This window comes from Saccharopolyspora ipomoeae (genome assembly GCF_029952525.1).
GTDB classification, from domain to species: domain Bacteria; phylum Actinomycetota; class Actinomycetes; order Mycobacteriales; family Pseudonocardiaceae; genus Saccharopolyspora; species Saccharopolyspora ipomoeae.
In genome coordinates this window covers 126236-144882 of the sequence record NZ_JASAOF010000004.1, presented here as the reverse complement: position 1 = coordinate 144882, position 18647 = coordinate 126236, and the positions used below count along the sequence as shown (strand labels likewise).

Below are 18647 nucleotides of genomic sequence, written 5' to 3'. Positions count from 1 at the left end.
CCGCGATGTCCGGTGGGCGAGGATGGTTCGACGAGGACGCGGGACCGGTGGTGCGTCCGTACGCCATGACCAAGGGGCGTACGCGGGCCACGAGCTACGAGCTCGACCTGATCACGCTCGTCGTGGCGCGCCAACCGCTGCCGCCGAACGCGCGTGCGCTGTCACCGAACTACCAGCGGGTTCTGCAGGGGTGCGGATATCCGGTCTCGGTCGCCGAGGTCGCGGCCCGGGCAGATCTCCCGCTGGGCGTGGTGAAGATTCTGATCAGTGACTTGATCGAGCGTGACTACGTGGTCTTCGGGCCGGATTCGTCACCGACGACCGGGCCGAGTCTCGACATGATGCAGAAGGTGCTGGATGGGATCCGCAAACTCTGAACAAGCCAGCCTGAACGCGGTCGCGGCGAAGATCCTCATCGCCGGTGGCTTCGGTGTCGGCAAGACGACCCTCGTGGGGTCGGTCAGCGAGATCGTGCCGCTGCGAACCGAGGAGACGCTGACCGAGGCCAGTACCGGGGTCGACGACCTGACCGGTGTGGAGCGCAAGACGACCACCACGGTGGCGTTCGACTTCGGCCGCATCACCATCAGCTCGGACCTGATCCTGTACCTGTTCGGCACCCCGGGCCAGGAGCGCTTCTGGTTCATGTGGAACGAACTGGCCAACGGGGCGCTCGGGGCGATCGTGCTGGCGGACACCCGGCGACTGGACACCTGCTTCGCGGCGATCGACTACTTCGAGGGTCGCGGGCTGCCGTTCATCATCGGCGTGAACTGCTTCAACGGCACGCAGATCTACGACCCGGAGGAGGTCCGGCGCGCGCTCGACATCGACGACAACGTGCCGATCATGCTCTGCGACGCCCGTCAGCGGGAGTCCAACAAGCAGCTCCTGACGACCCTGATGGAGCACGTCATGGCCGTCACCCGGGCCAAGCAGCAGCACGCGATGCGCTGAACGTCCTCGGCGCTCACGCGTCCCAGGGCGCGAACTTCTCCACGCGCGGCGGCCCCCGGTTCCCCCGGGGGGCCGCCGCGCATCCACCACCCGGTCCCGAGACCGAGAGCGGTGGTCCCGTGGTGTGCGTCCGTCACCCGCGGACAGTTTTAGTGAAAACTGTCCGGGCAAAACGGACATTGATCATGGGTGATTCGAGGAAAAACCGTCCCCTCTTGACGCCCGGGCTCGAAAGTTCAACACTTTGTTGAAACTTCGGGGCTTCGGGAGGTGCTGTGGACGAGGGTCAGGTCGTGCTGCGGGCGCGACGGATCGTGCTGCCCGGCGGCGAGACCGCCGGTGAGTCCGGGGCGGACGTCGTCGTGCGCGACGGCGCCATCGCCGCGATCGAGCCGCACGGCTCGAACCGGACGGGCCGCGTCGTCGAGCTCGCCGATGACGAGGTGCTGCTGCCCGGGCTGGTCGACACGCACGTGCACGTCAACGACCCCGGCCGCACCGAGTGGGAGGGCTTCGAGACCGCCACCCGCGCGGCCGCGGCCGGCGGCGTGACCACCATCGTCGACATGCCGCTCAACAGCCTCCCGCCGACCGTCGACGTCGACGCGCTGGAGCTCAAGCGCAAGACCGCCGCGGCCAAGGCGCACGTCGACGTCGGGTTCTGGGGCGGCGCGATCCCCGGCAACGTCGGCGACCTGCGCGGACTCCACGAGGCCGGGGTGTTCGGCTTCAAGTGCTTCCTGCTGCACTCCGGCGTCGACGAGTTCCCGCCGCTGGACCCCGCCGGTCTGGAGGAGTCCCTGACCGAGCTCGCCGGGCTCGACGCGATGATGATCGTGCACGCCGAGGACTCGCACGTCATCGACACCGCCCCGACCCCGCACGGCGAGGACTACGGCGATTTCCTCGACTCCCGCCCCAAGGGGGCCGAGAACGTCGCGATCGCGCAGGTCGTCGAGCTGGCCCGGCGCATCGGCGCCCGCGTGCACATCCTGCACCTGTCCTCGGCGGACGCGCTGCCGCTGATCGCCTCGGCCCGCGCCGACGGCGTGCGGGTGACGGTGGAGACCTGCCCGCACTACCTGAGCTTCACCGCCGAGGAGATCCCCGACGGCGCCACCCAGTTCAAGTGCTGCCCGCCGATCCGCGAGGCGGGCAACCGCGAACTGCTCTGGAAGGCCCTGGCGGACGGCACGATCGACTGCGTGGTCAGCGACCACTCGCCGTGCGTCCCGGAGCTCAAGCGCCTCGACATCGGTGACTTCGGCGTCGCCTGGGGCGGGGTGTCGAGCCTGCAGCTGGGCCTGCCGGCGATCTGGACCCAGGCCCGCCTGCGCGGCCACTCCCTCGACGACGTGGTGCGCTGGATGGCCACCCGCCCCGCCGAGTTCGCCGGGGTGCGCGGCAAGGGCTCCATCGCGGTCGGCAACGACGCGGACTTCTGCGTCTTCGCCCCCGACGACGCCTTCGTCGTCGACGTCGAGAAGCTCCAGCACCGCAACCCGATCTCGCCGTACCACGGCCGCCCGCTGGCCGGGGTGGTCCGGCAGACCTGGCTGCGCGGTGAAGAGCTCGACATCAGCGCCGCTCCGCAGGGTCGCCTGCTGACCCGATGAGGGCCCGTGACCAGCGCTGACGTAGGCTGAACAGCTGTGCTCGTCATAGCGCTGGACACTTCGACGCCCGCGGTCACGGCGGGGCTGGTCGCCCTCGACGGAGGACTCCCGCGGGTTCTCGCCGAGCGCGTCACGATCAACCCCCGCGCGCACGGCGAACTGCTCATGCCGCAACTGGTCGACGTCCTGGAGGAGGCCGGTCGCGGCCTCGCCGACGTCGACGCGATCGTCGCCGGGATCGGGCCCGGTCCGTTCACCGGCCTGCGGGTCGGCCTGGCCACGGCCGCCGCGCTCGGCCAGGCCTGCGACGTCCCGGTGCACCCGGTGTGCGGTCTCGACGCGATCGCGGCCGCCGCCGCGGTGACCGGCCCGCTGCTGGTCGCCACCGACGCGCGCCGCAAGGAGGTCTACTGGGCCGCCTACGACGGCGCGACCCGCGTCGACGGCCCGCACGTGGCCAAGCCCGCCGACGTGCCGACCGAGGGCTACCCGGTCGCCGCCGGTGAGCTCGCCGAAGCCGTCGGGCTGCCCGCCGTCGCGCCGAAGTACCCCACGCCCGCCGGGCTGGTGGCCGCCGCGACCCTCGACGCCGATCCCGAGCCGCTGGTCCCGCTGTACCTGCGGAGGCCCGACGCCGAGGAACCCGGCAAGCGGAAGTCGGTGCTCACCCGGTGAGCGAGGTCGAGGTGCTCAAGCTGCGGCGGTCCGACCTGCGTCGCTGCGCCGAGCTGGAGCAGGTGCTCTTCGACGGGGACGACCCGTGGTCGCGGGCGGCCTTCTCCGCCGAGCTGGACCAGGGCCACCACTACGTCGGTGCCTACCTCGGCGAGCGACTGATCGGTTACGCGGGCCTGGCCGTCAACGGCCGCCCGCCGCACGCCGAGGCCGAGGTGCACACGATCGGCGTCGACCCCGAGCACCAGGGCGAGGGCGTCGGCAAGGCGCTGCTGCGCGCGCTGCTGTCGCGCGCCGACGAGCACCGCGCGACGACGTTCCTGGAGGTGCGCACCGACAACGAGGCCGCGATCACGATGTACCGCGACCACGGCTTCGAGATCGTCGGGCTGCGCCCGCGCTACTACCAGCCCTCCGGGGCCGACGCGCACACCATGCGACGCGAAGCCGTGGAGGTGTCATGAGCGAGCGGATCGTTCTCGGGATCGAGAGCTCCTGCGATGAAACGGGAGTCGGCCTGGTCCGGCTCTCCGACGACGGCCGGGTTGAGCTGCTGGCCGACGCGGTGGCCTCCAGCGTGGACGAGCACGCGCGGTTCGGCGGGGTCGTGCCGGAGATCGCCAGCCGCGCGCACCTGGCCGCGATGGGCCCGACGATGCGCCGCGCGCTGGACGAGTCGGGCCTCGCCCTGTCCGATGTGGACGCTATCGCGGTCACAGCGGGTCCCGGTCTGGCCGGGGCGCTGATGGTCGGCGTCGCTTCCGCGAAGGCCTACGCGACCGCGCTGAGCGTGCCGCTGTACGGGGTGAACCACCTCGGCGGGCACGTCGCCGTCGACACGCTGGAGCACGGCCCGCTGCCCGAGCGCTGCCTGGCGCTGCTGGTGTCCGGAGGTCACAGCCAGCTGCTCCTGGTGGAGGGCGTCGGCGAGAAGATCACCGAGGTCGGCACGACCATCGACGACGCGGCGGGGGAGGCCTACGACAAGGTCGCACGCATCCTCGACCTGCCCTACCCGGGCGGTCCGCCGATCGACCAGCAGGCCAAGCTCGGGAACCCGAAGGCCATCGCGTTCCCGCGCGGTCTCACCGGCCCGCGCGACGCCCGCCACGACTTCTCCTTCTCGGGCCTGAAGACGGCCGTGGCGCGCTGGGTGGAGACCGAGCGGCGCGAGGGCCGCGAGATCCCGGTCCCGGACGTGTGCGCCTCGTTCCAGGAGGCCGTCGCCGACGTGCTCACGATGAAGGCGGTGCGCGCCGCGCAGGACCACGACGTCGACACGCTGGTGATCTCCGGTGGGGTGGCGGCGAACTCGCGGCTCTCGGAACTGGCGCGCGAGCGCTGCGCCGCGGCCGGGATCACGCTGCGGGTGCCGAGGCCCCGGCTGTGCACCGACAACGGCGCGATGATCGCCGCGCTCGGCGCGCACGTGCTGCACTCGGGCGCGAAGCCGTCCCCGCTGGACATGCCGGCGAACCCGGGTCTGCCGGTGGACGAGATCGTCGTCCAGTAGATCAGCGGGGGAACCAGAAGGCCTTGACCGTCGCGAGCAGTTCGCGGCGGGTCGCCCGCGCGTTGACCCGGCGCAGGCCGTCGGCCGCCGCGTCGTGCCCGACGCCGCAGGCGTCGATGCCCTGCCGCCGCGCGAGCGCGATCGAGCGCCGCAGGTGGAAGCGCGTGGTGACCACGATCAGCGAGCGGTACCGCTTCGCGGCCGTGCGGCACGAGGAGTAGGTGTCGACGCCGGTCTCGTCCGGCACCACGGCGTCCTCGGGGATGCCGCGCGAGAGCAGGTACCGCCGCATCACGACCGGTTCGCTGTAGCCCCGGGACCGCGGTGATCCGCTGACCACGATCGTGCGGACCTTCCCGGCCCGGAACAGCGCCACGGCCACGTCGAGCCTGCCCTGCAGGATGCGGCTGGGAACGCCGTCCCACCGGACCCCGGCGCCGAGCACCAGCGCGGCCTCGGTCGCGGGCGCGTCGGCCGCGGTCCGGACCCGTCCGGCGCTGCGACCCCACGCCCAGGCGAACGGGAGGACCAAGCCCCCGAACGCGACCCCCACGATCACCCACAGCGCACGCACCGCCCCAGTTTCCCATCCCGGGTTCGGGAGGGGCGGACGTGATCACGGCCGCGGCCCCGGGGAGTCCGGGATCGCGGCCGTGTCATCGCGGCGGCCGGGTTTCCGGCGCGCCAGGGGGTCTCGGGGGCGTCCTTATTTCGGACGCCAGCTTCCGCGGGTCGGGGGGCCGGACGGACCAGGCGGGCGAGCGGGTCGGGGACGTCGTTCCCACGGCCGGTTCGCGGGCTTGGAGAGGGCTGGCATGCCGAGCAACCTAGGGCACCGGACGCCTCAGGTGTGAACCACCGGCGACATTGGTGAGATTCCCCGCATGCCGATCTACCTGCGATGATCACTCTGCGCGCAGTGGAGGTGACGACGTCGCAGGTGGGGCCGGGCGGGGTGATCGACACCAGGTGCCACCACCACGAGTGATGCCGTCGCCCCGTTGGGTGAACGCGGGTGGACGCGACACGCCGGGGCGTGTCGCGCGGGTTGAATGAACCCCGCCGGTCGGGGGTGCTGAGCGGTGCCGTTGAATGCCCTCCAGTCGCGTTCCGGCGTTCGGGTGAGCGGGTGGTTGTTGAGCGCTGGCACTCTCCTGGGTAGAGTGCTAGCAGCACGGCGACACCGCGACCCGGCACCCGCGACGACGGGGAGCAACGGAGCCGTCATTCCCAGCCAACGCTTCGAAGGCCCCAGAAGGTGGAGGTCACACCGTGGCGAGCATCAAGCCGCTTGAGGACAAGATCGTCGTCCAGGCGAGCGAGGCCGAGACGACGACTGCGTCCGGCATCGTGATCCCGGACACCGCCAAGGAGAAGCCCCAGGAGGGCAAGGTCCTGGCTGTCGGCCCGGGTCGCATCGACGACAAGGGCAACCGCATCCCCGTGGATGTCAAGGAAGGCGACGTCGTCATCTACTCGAAGTACGGCGGCACCGAGGTCAAGTACAACGGCGAGGAGTACCTGATCCTCTCCGCCCGCGACGTGCTGGCCGTCGTCAACTGACGCCAGATCATCGTGCGCCCACCGAGCGTGGGCTCAGCCGCCCCGGCGGTCCCGACCGCGGGACCGCCGGGGCGGCTGTATGTCGGGGATCAGGCACACATCTGAAGGGCTGTAGCAACAATGGCTAAGCAGATCACCTTCGACGAGCCGGCGCGCCGTGCACTGGAAAGCGGCGTCAACCAGCTCGCCGACGCGGTGAAGGTCACGCTCGGGCCGCGCGGCCGGCACGTCGTGCTGGACAAGCAGTTCGGCGGACCGCAGATCACCAACGACGGCGTCACCATCGCTCGCGAGATCGAGCTCGACGACCCGTTCGAGAACTTGGGCGCCCAGCTCGCCAAGAACGTCGCCACCAAGACCAACGACGTCGCCGGTGACGGCACCACCACCGCCACCGTGCTCGCCCAGTCGCTGGTCAAGGAAGGCCTGCGCAACCTGGCCGCGGGCGCGAACCCGGCGGCGCTGAACAAGGGCGTCACGCTGGCGGCCGAGGCAGTCGTCGAGGCGCTCAAGGCCAAGGCCACCCCGGTCAAGGGCCGCGACAACATCGCCCAGATCGCCACCGTGTCCTCGCGCGACGAGGCCATCGGCGACCTGATCGGCGAGGCGATGGAGAAGGTCGGCGAGGACGGCGTGATCAGCATCGAGGAGTCCTCGACGCTGGCCACCGAGCTCGACCTGACCGAGGGCGTGCAGTTCGACAAGGGCTTCGTCTCGCCGCACTTCGTCACCGACGCCGAGCGCCAGGAGGCCGTCCTCGAAGACGCGCAGATCCTGCTGCACCGGGAGAAGATCTCCAACATCCAGGAGCTGCTGCCGCTGCTGGAGAAGGTCGTCGAGGCCGGCAAGCCGCTGCTGATCGTGGCGGAGGACGTCGAGGGCGAGGCGCTGTCCACCCTGGCCGTCAACGCCGTGCGCAAGACCCTGAAGGTCGTCGCGGTCAAGGCGCCGTTCTTCGGCGACCGCCGCAAGGCGTTCATGGACGACCTGGCGATCGTCACCGGCGCCCAGGTCATCGCTCCCGAGCTGGGCCTGAAGCTGTCCGAGGTCGGCCCCGAGGTGCTGGGTTCGGCCCGCCGGGTCACCGTCACCAAGGACGAGACGACCCTGGTCGACGGCCACGGCGCCGCCGACGACGTCAAGGACCGCGCCGCCCAGCTCCGCAAGGAGATCGAGGCGACCGACTCCGACTGGGACCGCGAGAAGCTGCAGGAGCGGCTGGCCAAGCTGGCCGGCGGCGTCGCGGTGATCAAGGTCGGTGCGGCCACCGAGACCGAGCTCAAGGAGCGCAAGTCCCGCATCGAGGACGCCGTCGCGGCCGCCAAGGCCGCCGCGGAGGAGGGCAGCGTGCCCGGCGGCGGGTCCGCGCTGATCCACGCCGCCAAGTCCCTCGAGGGCGACCTCGGCCTGACCGGTGACGAGGCGACCGGTGTGCAGCTGGTCCGCCGCGCGCTGGACGCGCCGCTGTTCTGGATCGCGGCCAACGCGGGCCAGGAAGGCGCGGTCGTGGTCTCCAAGGTCCGCGACCTCGACTGGGGCGCCGGATACAACGCCGCCACCGGCGAGTACGGCGATCTGGTGCAGTCCGGCATCGTCGACCCGCTGAAGGTGACCCGCTCGGCGGTCGCCAACGCGGCCTCCATCGCCCGCATGGTGCTCACCACCGAGAGCGCCGTCGTGGACAAGCCGGAGGAGACCGAGGAGGAGGCCGGGCACGGCCACGGACACGGTCACGGTCACTGATCTGCTGAACGCAAAGAATCGGGGCGGTACCCACCTGGGTACCGCCCCGATTCTTTGCCTCCGCCGGGGGCGAATGACGCCCCTCGTGCCATTCGATCCCGGCTTCACCTGACCCGCGGCGCTTTCCCCCACCGCCGATCGAGGGCTCTGGGTCAGCCGGCTGCGACCGCCAGCTGCTGGCGCTTGCGCGCCTTGATGATCACTTCGCGTTCAGACTCGGACAGCCCTCCCCAGATGCCGTACGGCTCCTGAACCGCCAGTGCGTGCGTCCGGCACTGGGCGAGAACAGGGCAGTGGTGGCATACCTCCTTCGCCTTCGCCTCGCGCCTGGCTCGTGCCGGACCTCGCTCTCCGTCCGGATGGAAGAAGTACGCGCTGTCCATCCCCCTGCACGAGCCCCGTATCTGCCAATCCCAGATATCGGCGTTCGGTCCTGGAAGACGTCGAGTGTCTGCCATTGCGACAACCACCTCCTACCGGTGGATCCCCTCCCTCGCTACGGCGGGACCGCCGCAGCCTCGCATGATCTGACCGTAGAACCGAGCCAAAACTTGTTCAACCCCTTTCGCGCCAAAAGCTGTTCATCGTTGGTGTGATCCTTGGAAATGGGGTGATCGAAGTCCGGCCGGCTTGCTCTTGAGAGGCCAGAACCGGAATATGTCCCGCGTGACGACGCGGCCTGAACCAGTTGTGGGGGTGGAGACCCCCGAACCGCTCGGCGATCCGCCCGCGTGCGAGCCGGCGGTCGCGTCGGAGGCAGCAGCACAGGCACCGGAGGGGATCGCACTGGACGACGAGCCGAGGCTCACCGTCGCCGCGGTCGCTCGCAGGCTCGGCGTCGCGCCCGCCACGCTGCGCACCTGGGACCGCCGCTACGGCCTCGGGCCCAGCGATCACACCAGCGGCAGGCACCGCCGCTACGGGCCGGACGACATCGCGCGCCTGGAGCAGATGCAGCGCGCCCTGCTGCGCGGCGCTTCACCGATGGAGGCGGCCCGCTACGCGCGCACGGTCGCCGCGCCGCCGCCTCAGCGGCGCGTGGAGGACCCGTCGCGTGCCGAGTCGCCCGATGAGGGCCCCCTGCTGCTGTCCGGCGTTCTCGATGGCGACGAGGGGCTCGCCCTGGCCGGTGCCAACACCGGCGGCCGGGGTCTCAAGCTCTCCGGGGCGAGCCCGCGCGCCCGCGGTCTCGGCCGGGCGGCGCTGGCGCTGGACTCCTGGTCGGTGCAGCGGCTGCTGATCGAGGCGATGGACGCCGACGGCGTGGTCCGCACCTGGCAGGAGATGCTGCAGCCGGTGCTGCGCGCGGTCAGCGAGCGCAGGCAGCGCTCCGGCACCGGCGTCGAGGTGCTGCAGCTGCTGCACGACTGCGCCTCGACCGCGCTGCGCTCGGTCATCGCGGGCGCGCCGAAGCCGCAGAACCCGCGTCCCGCGGTGCTCGCGCCGGTTCCCGGCGAGGGGCAGGAGCTGGAGCTGGTGGCGCTGGCGGCGGCGCTGGCCGCGCAGGGCGTCGGGCACCGCCTGTTCGGCGCCGCGCTGCCGCGCGAGGGCCTGGCCGCGGCGGTGAAGCGCTCCGCGCCCGCTGCGGTCGTGCTGTGGGCGGATCAGCCCTACTACGCCGCGCCGCGCGTCCTGGACGACATCCCGATCACCCGGCAGCGGGCCCGCGCGTTCGTCGCGGGGGCGGGGTGGTCGCCCGAGGCGCTGCCGGGTCACGTCGAGCTGCTGGGGTCGCTGGAGGCCGCGGCGACGCGCGTGTCCGACGCCGTTCTGGGCTGAGTTGAGTATGATGTGACCTAAATCACAGAACCGTGTGCGGGGTCGTTTTCGATGTTCGTTCGGACGGGCGAAGTGATCGTCACATTCGCAGCGATCGGGTGAACACCGCAGGTATGGCGGGCGAGCCGCTCCATTCAAGGGGTAACGATCTGACCCTGCTCCGTTATGGTGAATGTCCCTCACGTGTGTCAGCCGCCCGAATTCTGGACGGATTAAGCACCGGATCGTGTCAAGGTTTCGCCCACTGCGTCCGATAGGGCTTGTGGAACGTCACTCGCCTGCAGGAAAGGAGTTCCCGTGACGACGGTCCTGATCTGCGATGACCGACGTAGCGTCCGGGAAGGGCTCACTCGTGTGATGTCGGCTGTCCCCGGAGTGAGCCGGATCGATTGCGTTGCGCACGGCGACGAGCTGCTGGCCCGCTTCTCGCGGCAGGCCGTGGACGTCGTGCTGGTGGGAACGCAGCGCGCCGTGCCCAACGGCGTCGAGGCCACCCGGCGGCTCGTGTCCGCGCACCCCCAAGCCAACGTGATCGTCTTCGGTGCCCCCGACGACGCGGCGAGCATCGCCGCGGCCATCGCCGGTGGTGCCCGCGGCTACCTCCGCTGGGACGCGTCCCGGCCGGAGCTCGTCGCCGCGCTCGCGCACACGCTCGCGAGCACCTCGGTGCCCGCACCCCGTCAACCGTCCGACCCCGGCGTGCAGCTCACGGAGCGCGAGCTCCAGGTGCTGCGCGGCATGAGCCAGGGCAAGAGCAACGGCCAGATCGGCCGCGAGCTCTACCTCTCCGAGGACACGGTCAAGACCCACGCTCGTCGGCTGTTCCGCAAGCTCGGCGTTCGCGACCGCGCTCAAGCGGTGGCGCACGGGTTCCGCCGCGGCCTCGTCGCCTGAACCGATGATCAGGCGGCACCGGCCGGTTTCGGGGGAGGCCGGTGCCCGTCCGATGAAACCGACTTCGGGTGAGCTGACGCTTCGGTAGCGGCTGTGGCTCGCCTCGCGCACGGTCCCGCCGCCGCGTTTCGCGGCGACGCAAGGGATTTCGTGACGTGAGCCACAGCCGCCTCCGGTCGGCAGATGTTGCGGGTGCCGGCGGCGAGAACCTTCTCCGCTTCGGCCGTCGCCGCCGCCGGGCGCCCGCGGGAGACGATGTGAAGATCGTCTCCGATTTCTCCCACGCGCACCACCAAGATGTCGGTGGCCAGCTCAAACGCCACCGGCCCCGGCTTCTGGTAGATGTGGATGTGTGACGACGACGGCCCCCGATCCCCGGTCCCTGTTCTGCGGACGCCTCCTGCCCGGTACGGTGGCCACGGCGCGGCGTGCGGTGCACGCGAAACTCGCCGGGCAAATCCGAATCGCTTGAACGCGTAACACCAGGGCTGCTGTCTGCGATGACCAATGTGGGGGACGGGCTGGACGCTCTTGTAAGCGCCGCCGTCGACGGCGATCGTCAGTCGATTGAGCGCTTGCTGGCCGAAATCCGTCCTTTGGTGGTGCGGTACTGCCGCGCCAGGGTCGGACGAAACGAGAGGTCGTTCGCTTCGGCGGACGACGTGGCCCAGGAAGTGTGCCTGGCGGTACTGACCGCGCTGCCCACTTACAAGGACCAGGGTCGTCCCTTCTTGGCGTTCGTGTACGGCATCGCCGCGCACAAGGTGGCTGATGCGCACCGTGCGTCAGCTCGCAACCGTTCCGAACCGGTCGCGGACATGCCGGACACCCCGGAGTCCGAGGCCGGTCCAGAGCAGCGGGCGATGCAGGGTGAGCTCTCGGGCAGGATGGCGCAGTTGCTCCAAATCCTCCCGGCCAAGCAGCGGGAAATCCTGCTGCTCCGGGTGGTAGTCGGGCTGTCGGCGGAGGAAACCGCCGAAGCGGTCGGCTCGACACCGGGTGCTGTGCGCGTGGCACAACATCGCGCACTGGCCCGGTTGCGGAAGACGCTGTCCGCGGAGGAGGTGGTCTGAATGGCTGAGCGGAAAGGGCCCGACGGGGAGCTGGGAGGCATCCCGCACGAGGAGTCCGCCCCGGAGCAGGACCGTTCGACCCATGCAGACGAGCGGGACTCGGCTCCCGCTGAGGGATCCGCAGACGAGGGAACGGAACTGAGCGACAACCACCGGGACTCCGGCTCGCACGAGCCCGAGACCTCCCGCGAAGAGGCCGGTGCCGAGGTGCTGACCTTCCGTCCGCGCGGTGACGCGGACGAGGAGCTCACCGACCTCGACGACTTCAGCGACGAACCGATCGACCTGGCCGCGCTGCAGGAGGACGACCTCCTGCTGGACGCGCTGGGCGGGACCAACCCCGACGTTCCCGCGTCGGCCGACGGCGCTCCCAGCCTGGAAGAGCTGCTCGTGGCCTGGCGCCAGGACGTCGACTCCGCGCCGATCGGTGACCTGGTGGACACCGACACCGCCGTCGCGGCGATCGCCGAGGCCGGCCGGCCGCGCAGCTTCCTGCGCCGCAGGCACCTCGTCCCGGTGGCCACCGCGGCAGCGGTTCTGATGATCACCTTCACCGGTGTCGGCGTGGCCGCTCGCGACGCGCAGCCCGGCGACATGCTGTGGGGCGTGGCCCAGGTGCTCTACACCGACCACACCCGCGCGGTGCAGGCCGCGGCGTCGGCGCGCACCGACCTGGACACGGCGGAGAGCGAAGTGGACCGGGGCAACCGGTTGGCCGCCGAGGAGGCGCTGCGCTCCGCCAAGGAGCACATGGCCAAGGTCGACGCCGAGAACGGGCTGTCCGAGCTCAAGGCCGCGCACGAGTCGCTGACCAAGCGCATCGATCGCGGTACCGGCAGCTCCTCGCAGACCTCGACGCCGACGACGACGCTGCCGCCCACGACGCAGCCGTCCCCGTCGCAGCCGTTGCCGCCGAACCCGGGCGTTCCGCCGACCGGCAGCAGCACGCCGCCGTCGAGCACCAGCGACCCGACCTCGCCGACCACGTCGCCGAGCGAGACCAGCAGCTCGGAGAGCTCGTCCGGCGGCTGGTTCTGGCCGAACCAACCCCAGACGTCAACTCCCTGACAGAAGGGGCTTCTCTTTCAGAGAGGAGCCCCTTCTTTTGCTTGGCGGTGCGGGTAGCGGAACCTCAGACGCCTTCTGGCTCCGGGATCCGAGACTTATGTATGCGCCAATACACGACACGTCGGCTGTCCTCACCAGAAGACGTCTGAGAACCCGCGGCGGTGCAAGCGTCTTAGGTGGGGTAAGGAGAAAGCGGCTTCGCCGCTTGCCTGACGGAAGCTAGAGCGTCGTTTCGCTTTCTGTCATTCCGTCTGCGTAGCCGCGGCAGTACTCCCACGTCACGTACTGGCCCGGGTCGGGGTCGAAGGCCGGTTCGTGGGGGCGCATGCGGCCGTCGTGCAGCAGCTGGGACAGGCTGGAGCGCAGCAGCTCCCAGTCGTGGTAGTGGCACTCGCCGCAGTCCGCGCAGTCGACGACGATGCCGCGGACGCCCCGCGGCTCCAGCAGCGCCTGGTAGACGGCGAGATCGGTCAGGTCGGCGAGCAGCTCGGCGCGCTCCTCGTCGCCGAGCGGCGGGCCGTCCTCGGCGTCGTGGTCACCGAGTGCCATGCTCGGATCGTCCGGATCACCCGCGAAGGGGTCTGGTGGCATCGGATCGTGCGGCACGGCCCGCACGGTACCGGGCGCGTCGCGTGCGCGGGGCTGTCGGGGCGGGTTTCACACGCCTGCGACCACGGTCCGTGGTGTGGCGCACCCCTGGTGGGGCGGGGGATCCACGCCCTGACCTGTGGTCTCTATCATCTGAGGAATCCCGTATCCGGACTCCGCGTTGCTACTCAGCACAGCTGAACGCTTCGACGCGATCGCCGTGGTAATCCCAGCAAGCCGCACCTCGAAGGTTTGTGGGCCATATCGTGAAGGAAGGCACATCCCTCGCCATGACCAGCGAACTCTCCGCTCCCGGCCTCCCCGATAAGTTCGCGACGCTGGGTCTGACCTTCGATGACGTGCTGCTGCTGCCCGACGAGTCGGACGTCATCCCGAGCGCGGTCGACACCTCGACCCAGCTCTCCCGCAACGTCCGCCTGCGCGTCCCGCTGCTGTCGGCGGCGATGGACACGGTGACCGAGGCGCGGATGGCGATCGCGATGGCCCGCCAGGGCGGCGTCGGCATCCTGCAGCGCAACCTGTCCGTGGAGGAGCAGGCCGCGCAGGTCGAGGTCGTCAAGCGCTCCGAGGCGGGCATGGTGACCCAGCCGGTCACCTGTTCGCCTGAGGACACCCTCGCCGAGGTCGACGCGATGTGCGCCCGCTTCCGGATCTCCGGGCTGCCGGTGACCGACCCGGACGGCACGTTGGTCGGCATCATCACCAACCGCGACATGCGCTTCGAGGTCGACTTCACCCGCAAGGTGCGCGAGGTGATGACCACGACGCCGCTGATCACCGCGCAGGTCGGCGTCACCGCGGACGCGGCGCTGGGCCTGCTGCGCCGCAACAAGATCGAGAAGCTGCCGATCGTCGACGGCGCGGGCAAGCTGCGCGGCCTGATCACCGTCAAGGACTTCGTCAAGACCGAGCAGTACCCGAGCGCCACCAAGGACCCCGACGGCCGGCTGCTGTGCGGCGCCGCCGTGGGCGTGGGCGCCGACTCGCACGAGCGCGCGATGGCCCTGGTCGACGCGGGCGTGGACGTGCTGATCGTCGACACCGCCCACGGTCACTCCCGCGCGGTGCTGGACACGGTCGCGACGCTGAAGAAGGAGCTGGGCAACTCCGTCGACGTCATCGGCGGCAACGTGGCCTCGCGCGCGGGCGCGCAGGCGCTGGTGGACGCGGGCGCGGACGCGGTCAAGGTCGGCGTCGGCCCGGGCTCGATCTGCACCACCCGCGTGGTCGCCGGGGTGGGCGTGCCGCAGATCAGCGCGATCTACGAGGCCAGCATGGCCTGCAAGCCCGCCGGTGTGCCGATCATCGGTGACGGCGGCATCCAGTACTCCGGCGACATCGGCAAGGCCATCGCCGCCGGTGCGAGCTCGGTGATGCTGGGCAGCCTGCTCGCCGGCACCGCCGAGTCGCCCGGCGACCTGGTGCTGGTCAACGGCAAGCAGTTCAAGGTCTACCGGGGCATGGGTTCGCTGGGTGCGATGCAGTCGCGCGGCCAGGCCAAGTCCTACTCCAAGGACCGCTACTTCCAGGACGACGTCCTGTCCGAGGACAAGCTGGTGCCGGAGGGCATCGAGGGCCGGGTCCCGTTCCGCGGCCCGCTGTCCCAGGTCGTGGACCAGCTCGTCGGCGGTCTGCGCTCCGGCATGGGCTACACCGGCTCCACCACGATCCCGGAGCTGCAGGAGGCCAAGCTGGTCCGGATCACCGCGGCCGGGCTCAAGGAGTCCCACCCGCACGACATCACGATGACCGTCGAGGCCCCGAACTACACGACCCGCTGAGTTCGGACCTCTTCCGAGAGCCCGGTGCCCGCGCGGCGCCGGGCTCTCGGTCGCTCTGGGTGATCTCGCGGGTTCGGGTGGTGATCGGGGGACCCCGCGCGGCGGAGACGGGGTCCTTGCGGAGAGAATGTTTCGCTGGACATCCGCCGCTAGGAGGGACACACGGTGCGGGATCAGGTTGAGATCGGGATGGGCCGGACCGCCATGCGCGGCTACGACTTGGACGACGTCGAGATCGTGCCCTCGCGGCGCACCCGCTCGTCCAAGGACGTGTCGCTGGCCTGGCAGATCGACGCCTACCGCTTCGACATCCCGGCGATCGCGCACCCGACCGACGCGGTCGTCTCGCCCGCGACGGCGGTGCGGATGGGCGAGCTCGGCGGTCTGGGCGTGCTCAACGCCGAGGGCCTGTGGGCTCGGCACACCGACGTCGAGGACAAGATCGCCGACGTCGTCCGCATCGCGGAGGAGAGCAGCGACCCCGAGGCGCCGATCCGGCGGCTGCAGGAGCTGCACGCCGCGCCGCTGCGGCTGGACCTGCTCGCCGAGGCCCTCAAGCAGGTCAAGGACTCCGGCGTCACGGTCGCGGCCCGGGTGAGCCCGCAGCACGCCGAGGAGCTGACCCCCGACCTGCTGGCCGCGGGCGTGGAGATGCTGTTCGTGCAGGGCACGATCATCTCCGCCGAGCACGTGGCCCGCGACGGCGAGCCGCTGAACCTCAAGCGCTTCATCAACGAGCTGGACGTGCCCGTGGTCGCCGGTGGTGTCGGTGACTACCGGACGGCGATGCACCTGATGCGCACCGGCGCGGCCGGCGTGATCGTCGGCTTCGGCCAGTCCCGCTCCGCGACGACCACGCAGGTGCTGGGCATCGGGGTGCCGATGGCCACGGCCATCGCCGACGCCGCCGCCGCGCGCCGCGATTACCTGGACGAGACCGGCGGCCGCTACGTGCACGTCATCGCCGACGGCGCGCTGTCGTACTCGGGTGAGATCGCCAAGGCGATCGCCTGCGGCGCCGACGCGGTGATGCTCGGCGAGTCGCTCGCCGAGTCCACCGAGTCGCCCGGCCAGGGCTACTACTGGACGTCGGCGGCCGCGCACCCGAACCTGCCGCGCAGCGAGATCGTCGGCTTCACCGGCACGGACGCGGACCTGGAGAAGATGCTCTTCGGTCCGTCCAGCGACCCGTACGGCACGCTGAACCTCATGGGCGGCCTCCGCCGCGCGATGGCCAAGACCGGCTACCGCGACCTCAAGGAGTTCCAGAAGGTCGGCCTCATGCTCCGAGGCTGACTCAACCCCGGAATTCTCCCGGTGCCCCTCCTGGCCCGAGGTCGCCCCACTGGGGTGCTTGGTCCGGGAGGGGACAGTTTTAGCCACAATTGTCCGGACATTTCGGACATTGATCATGGGTGATTATGGCTAAAACTGTCCGCTGCCGAGCGCTCCACCACCGGAGGGCGCCACCGGAGGGTGCCGCGGGAGGAGCCTCGGGCCGAGTCCCGAGCGGGGTCTAGCTACTCGCGAGTAGTTTCGCTTACGCTGTCGCGCATGGCACAACGTGGTGATGGCGGTACCGATTTCGACGTGGTGGTCATCGGCTCGGGCTTCGGCGGCAGCGTGGCCGCGCTGCGCCTGACCGAGAAGGGCTACCGGGTCGCGGTGCTCGAAGCGGGTCGGCGGTTCTCCGACGAGGAGCTGCCCAAGACCTCCTGGGACCTGCGCAAGTTCCTCTGGGCCCCGCAGCTGGGCTGCTTCGGCGTGCAGCGGATCCACATGCTCCGCGACGTGCTCATCCTCGCCGGCGCCGGTGTCGGCGGCGGTTCCCTGAACTACGCCAACACGCTCTACCGGCCGCTCAAGCCCTTCTACCAGGACTCGCAGTGGGCGCACATCACCGACTGGGAGTCGGAGCTGGCGCCCTACTACGACCAGGCCACCAAGATGCTCGGCGTCATCGAGCAGCCCTCGGAGACCCCGCACGACGTGGTGATGAGGCAGGTCGCGGCGGACATGGGCGTGGCCGACACCTTCCACCGCACGCCCGTCGGCGTGTACTTCAACGAGCCCGGCCGCACCGACGCCGACCCGTTCTTCGGCGGCGCGGGACCGGCCCGCACCGGCTGCACCGAGTGCGGCGCCTGCATGACCGGCTGCCGGGTCGGGGCGAAGAACACGCTGGTCAAGAACTACCTCTACCTCGCCGAGAAGCAGGGCGCGGAGATCTTCCCGCTCACCACGGTCAACCGGCTCGGCAAGGGCCGCGACGGGCGCTGGCGGATCGCGACCTCGCGCACCGGCGCCAAGCTCAACCGCAAGCCGAAGATCTTCAGCGCCGACCAGGTCGTGGTCGCCGCCGGGACGTGGGGCACGCAGAACCTGCTGCACCGCTGCGTCGACAACGGTGACCTGCCGAAGCTGTCGAAGAAGCTGGGGACGCTGACCCGCACCAACTCCGAGGCGATCATCGGCTCGCAGGTCGCGAAGATCGACCCGGAGCGGGATTTCTCCACCGGCGTGGCCATCACGTCGTCGTTCCACCCGGACGAGGACACCCACATCGAGCCGGTCCGCTACACCAAGGGCGCCAACGCGATGGGTCTGCTGCAGATCCCGGCGACCCGCGGCGGGCGGGGCTCGCGCTGGAAGCAGCTGGGCAAGTTCCTGCGGGAGAACCCGAAGCTGTCGCTGCGGATGCTGTCGGTGCGCGGCTGGAGCGAGCGCACGGTGATCCTGCTGGTCATGCAGAGCCTCGACAACTCGCTGACGACCAGCGTGAAGCGGTTCCTCGGCAAGCGGCTGCTGACCTCGAAGCAGGGGCACGGTGCGCCGAACCCGAGCTACATCGAGGCCGGCGAGCAGGCCAACGAGCTGGTCGCCGAGAAGATCGGCGGGATCTCCGGCGGCACCTGGGGCGAGATGTTCGACATCCCGATGACCGCGCACTTCCTCGGCGGCTGCGCGATCGGCGACAGCCCGGACGCGGGCGTCATCGACCCGTACCACCGCGCCTGGTCCTACCCGGACCTCTCGATCGTCGACGGCTCGGCGGTCAGCGCCAACCTCGGCGTCAACCCGTCCCTGACGATCACCGCCCAGGCCGAGCGAGCCTTCGCCCTCTGGCCCAACAAGGGCGAGGCCGACACCCGCCCGGACCAGTCCGAGTCCTACCGCAAGGTCACCCCGGTCGAGCCCAAGTCCCCGGCGGTCCCGCCAACGGCCCCCGCGGCCCTCCAGCTCCCGCTCGTCTGACGTCGTCGCCGAGGTGACGCGATTTCAATGGAAGTCGGGAACCCGATTTCAATGGAAATCGGGTTCCCGACTTCCATTGAAATCGCGTCCTCCGGGGTGGGCCGCGGGTGGTGGAAGTCCG

At 70.5% G+C, this 18647-nt stretch carries 18 protein-coding genes; 15 read left to right on the top strand and 3 right to left on the bottom strand.

All coding sequences use genetic code 11. From position 1 onward, the window contains the following. The first annotated feature begins 5 nt into the window (after positions 1–5). The 6 genes from QFW96_RS10065 to tsaD all read left to right on the top strand — a co-directional run bounded on the left by QFW96_RS10065 (position 6) and on the right by tsaD (position 4761). Positions 6–377, top strand: a complete 372-nt coding sequence (locus QFW96_RS10065) for a DUF742 domain-containing protein (protein WP_281455470.1) — start codon at positions 6–8, stop codon at positions 375–377. Then, positions 358–957: a GTP-binding protein gene (locus tag QFW96_RS10060; RefSeq protein ID WP_281455312.1), complete on the top strand. Its 600-nt coding sequence runs from the start codon at positions 358–360 to the stop codon at positions 955–957. Before QFW96_RS10065 ends, QFW96_RS10060 begins: the two co-directional genes overlap by 20 nt. 293 nt (positions 958–1250) lie before the next feature. After that, positions 1251–2573 (top strand): allantoinase AllB, encoded by a 1323-nt coding sequence (allB, locus tag QFW96_RS10055; RefSeq protein ID WP_425524743.1) that lies wholly within the window; start codon positions 1251–1253, stop codon positions 2571–2573. Positions 2574–2609: 36 nt separating this feature from the next. Beyond that, entirely contained in the window at positions 2610–3248 is a 639-nt protein-coding gene (gene tsaB, locus QFW96_RS10050; RefSeq protein WP_281455310.1) for a tRNA (adenosine(37)-N6)-threonylcarbamoyltransferase complex dimerization subunit type 1 TsaB, read from the top strand. Then, positions 3245–3712, top strand: coding sequence for a ribosomal protein S18-alanine N-acetyltransferase (gene rimI / locus QFW96_RS10045; protein WP_281455309.1), 468 nt, complete (start codon positions 3245–3247; stop codon positions 3710–3712). Before tsaB ends, rimI begins: the two co-directional genes overlap by 4 nt. Beyond that, positions 3709–4761, top strand: a complete 1053-nt coding sequence (gene tsaD, locus QFW96_RS10040) for a tRNA (adenosine(37)-N6)-threonylcarbamoyltransferase complex transferase subunit TsaD (RefSeq protein ID WP_281455308.1) — start codon at positions 3709–3711, stop codon at positions 4759–4761. Before rimI ends, tsaD begins: the two co-directional genes overlap by 4 nt. Before the next feature lies 1 nt (position 4762). Here tsaD and QFW96_RS10035 read toward each other — a convergent pair whose 3' ends face one another. Then, positions 4763–5335 carry a SanA/YdcF family protein gene (locus tag QFW96_RS10035; RefSeq protein ID WP_281455307.1) on the bottom strand — a complete coding sequence of 191 codons (573 nt, stop codon included), beginning with the start codon at positions 5333–5335 and terminating at the stop codon, positions 4763–4765. 698 nt (positions 5336–6033) lie between these two features. Here QFW96_RS10035 and groES point away from each other — a divergent pair. After that, positions 6034–6324, top strand: a complete 291-nt coding sequence (gene groES, locus QFW96_RS10030) for a co-chaperone GroES (RefSeq protein WP_093414065.1) — start codon at positions 6034–6036, stop codon at positions 6322–6324. Between the two features lie 120 nt (positions 6325–6444). After that, complete coding sequence (gene groL, locus QFW96_RS10025) at positions 6445–8067, top strand: chaperonin GroEL (RefSeq protein WP_281455306.1); 1623 nt, start codon at positions 6445–6447, stop codon at positions 8065–8067. Positions 8068–8219: 152 nt separating this feature from the next. Here groL and QFW96_RS10020 read toward each other — a convergent pair whose 3' ends face one another. After that, positions 8220–8525 (bottom strand): WhiB family transcriptional regulator, encoded by a 306-nt coding sequence (locus tag QFW96_RS10020; protein ID WP_281455305.1) that lies wholly within the window; start codon positions 8523–8525, stop codon positions 8220–8222. Positions 8526–8733: 208 nt separating this feature from the next. On the opposite strand from QFW96_RS10020, the gene QFW96_RS10015 reads away from it, so the two are divergent. The 4 genes from QFW96_RS10015 to QFW96_RS10000 all read left to right on the top strand — a co-directional run bounded on the left by QFW96_RS10015 (position 8734) and on the right by QFW96_RS10000 (position 12881). Next, positions 8734–9846 carry a MerR family transcriptional regulator gene (locus QFW96_RS10015; RefSeq protein WP_343231368.1) on the top strand — a complete coding sequence of 371 codons (1113 nt, stop codon included), beginning with the start codon at positions 8734–8736 and terminating at the stop codon, positions 9844–9846. Between the two features lie 297 nt (positions 9847–10143). Next, on the top strand, positions 10144–10740 hold the full coding sequence (locus QFW96_RS10010; RefSeq protein ID WP_029536209.1) for a response regulator transcription factor: 597 nt from the start codon (positions 10144–10146) through the stop codon (positions 10738–10740). A gap of 500 nt (positions 10741–11240) precedes the next feature. Next, the gene (locus tag QFW96_RS10005; protein ID WP_093414059.1) at positions 11241–11813 is read left to right on the top strand and encodes a sigma-70 family RNA polymerase sigma factor; all 573 of its coding nucleotides are present in this window, start codon (positions 11241–11243) and stop codon (positions 11811–11813) included. After that, positions 11814–12881 carry an anti-sigma-D factor RsdA gene (locus QFW96_RS10000; RefSeq protein WP_281455303.1) on the top strand — a complete coding sequence of 356 codons (1068 nt, stop codon included), beginning with the start codon at positions 11814–11816 and terminating at the stop codon, positions 12879–12881. A 219-nt stretch (positions 12882–13100) separates the two neighbouring features. Here the strand turns inward: QFW96_RS10000 and QFW96_RS09995 are convergent, their stop codons facing one another. Next, on the bottom strand, positions 13101–13472 hold the full coding sequence (locus tag QFW96_RS09995; RefSeq protein WP_093414677.1) for a DUF5319 domain-containing protein: 372 nt from the start codon (positions 13470–13472) through the stop codon (positions 13101–13103). A 287-nt stretch (positions 13473–13759) separates the two neighbouring features. On the opposite strand from QFW96_RS09995, the gene guaB reads away from it, so the two are divergent. The 3 genes from guaB (at position 13760) to QFW96_RS09980 (ending at position 18526) form a co-directional block, all read left to right on the top strand. Further along, a complete protein-coding gene (gene guaB, locus QFW96_RS09990) occupies positions 13760–15271 on the top strand; it encodes an IMP dehydrogenase (protein WP_281455302.1) in 1512 nt (503 codons plus the stop codon). A 165-nt stretch (positions 15272–15436) separates the two neighbouring features. After that, positions 15437–16567 (top strand): GuaB3 family IMP dehydrogenase-related protein, encoded by a 1131-nt coding sequence (locus QFW96_RS09985; protein ID WP_281455301.1) that lies wholly within the window; start codon positions 15437–15439, stop codon positions 16565–16567. A gap of 258 nt (positions 16568–16825) precedes the next feature. Then, entirely contained in the window at positions 16826–18526 is a 1701-nt protein-coding gene (locus QFW96_RS09980) for a GMC family oxidoreductase N-terminal domain-containing protein (RefSeq protein ID WP_281455300.1), read from the top strand. Positions 18527–18647 lie beyond the last annotated feature (121 nt).

Bases quoted from the DNA above. Each gene is read 5' to 3' on its own strand.
- QFW96_RS10065 (WP_281455470.1), top strand. From the start codon at position 6: ATGTCCGGTGGGCGAGGATGGTTCGACGAGGACGCGGGACCGGTGGTG.
- QFW96_RS10060 (WP_281455312.1), top strand. From the start codon at position 358: ATGGGATCCGCAAACTCTGAACAAGCCAGCCTGAACGCGGTCGCGGCG.
- tsaD (WP_281455308.1), top strand. From the start codon at position 3,709: ATGAGCGAGCGGATCGTTCTCGGGATCGAGAGCTCCTGCGATGAAACG.
- groL (WP_281455306.1), top strand. From the start codon at position 6,445: ATGGCTAAGCAGATCACCTTCGACGAGCCGGCGCGCCGTGCACTGGAA.
- QFW96_RS10020 (WP_281455305.1), bottom strand. From the start codon at position 8,525: ATGGCAGACACTCGACGTCTTCCAGGACCGAACGCCGATATCTGGGAT.
- QFW96_RS10005 (WP_093414059.1), top strand. From the start codon at position 11,241: ATGACCAATGTGGGGGACGGGCTGGACGCTCTTGTAAGCGCCGCCGTC.
- QFW96_RS10000 (WP_281455303.1), top strand. From the start codon at position 11,814: ATGGCTGAGCGGAAAGGGCCCGACGGGGAGCTGGGAGGCATCCCGCAC.
- QFW96_RS09995 (WP_093414677.1), bottom strand. From the start codon at position 13,472: ATGCCACCAGACCCCTTCGCGGGTGATCCGGACGATCCGAGCATGGCA.
- guaB (WP_281455302.1), top strand. From the start codon at position 13,760: ATGACCAGCGAACTCTCCGCTCCCGGCCTCCCCGATAAGTTCGCGACG.
- QFW96_RS09980 (WP_281455300.1), top strand. From the start codon at position 16,826: ATGGCACAACGTGGTGATGGCGGTACCGATTTCGACGTGGTGGTCATC.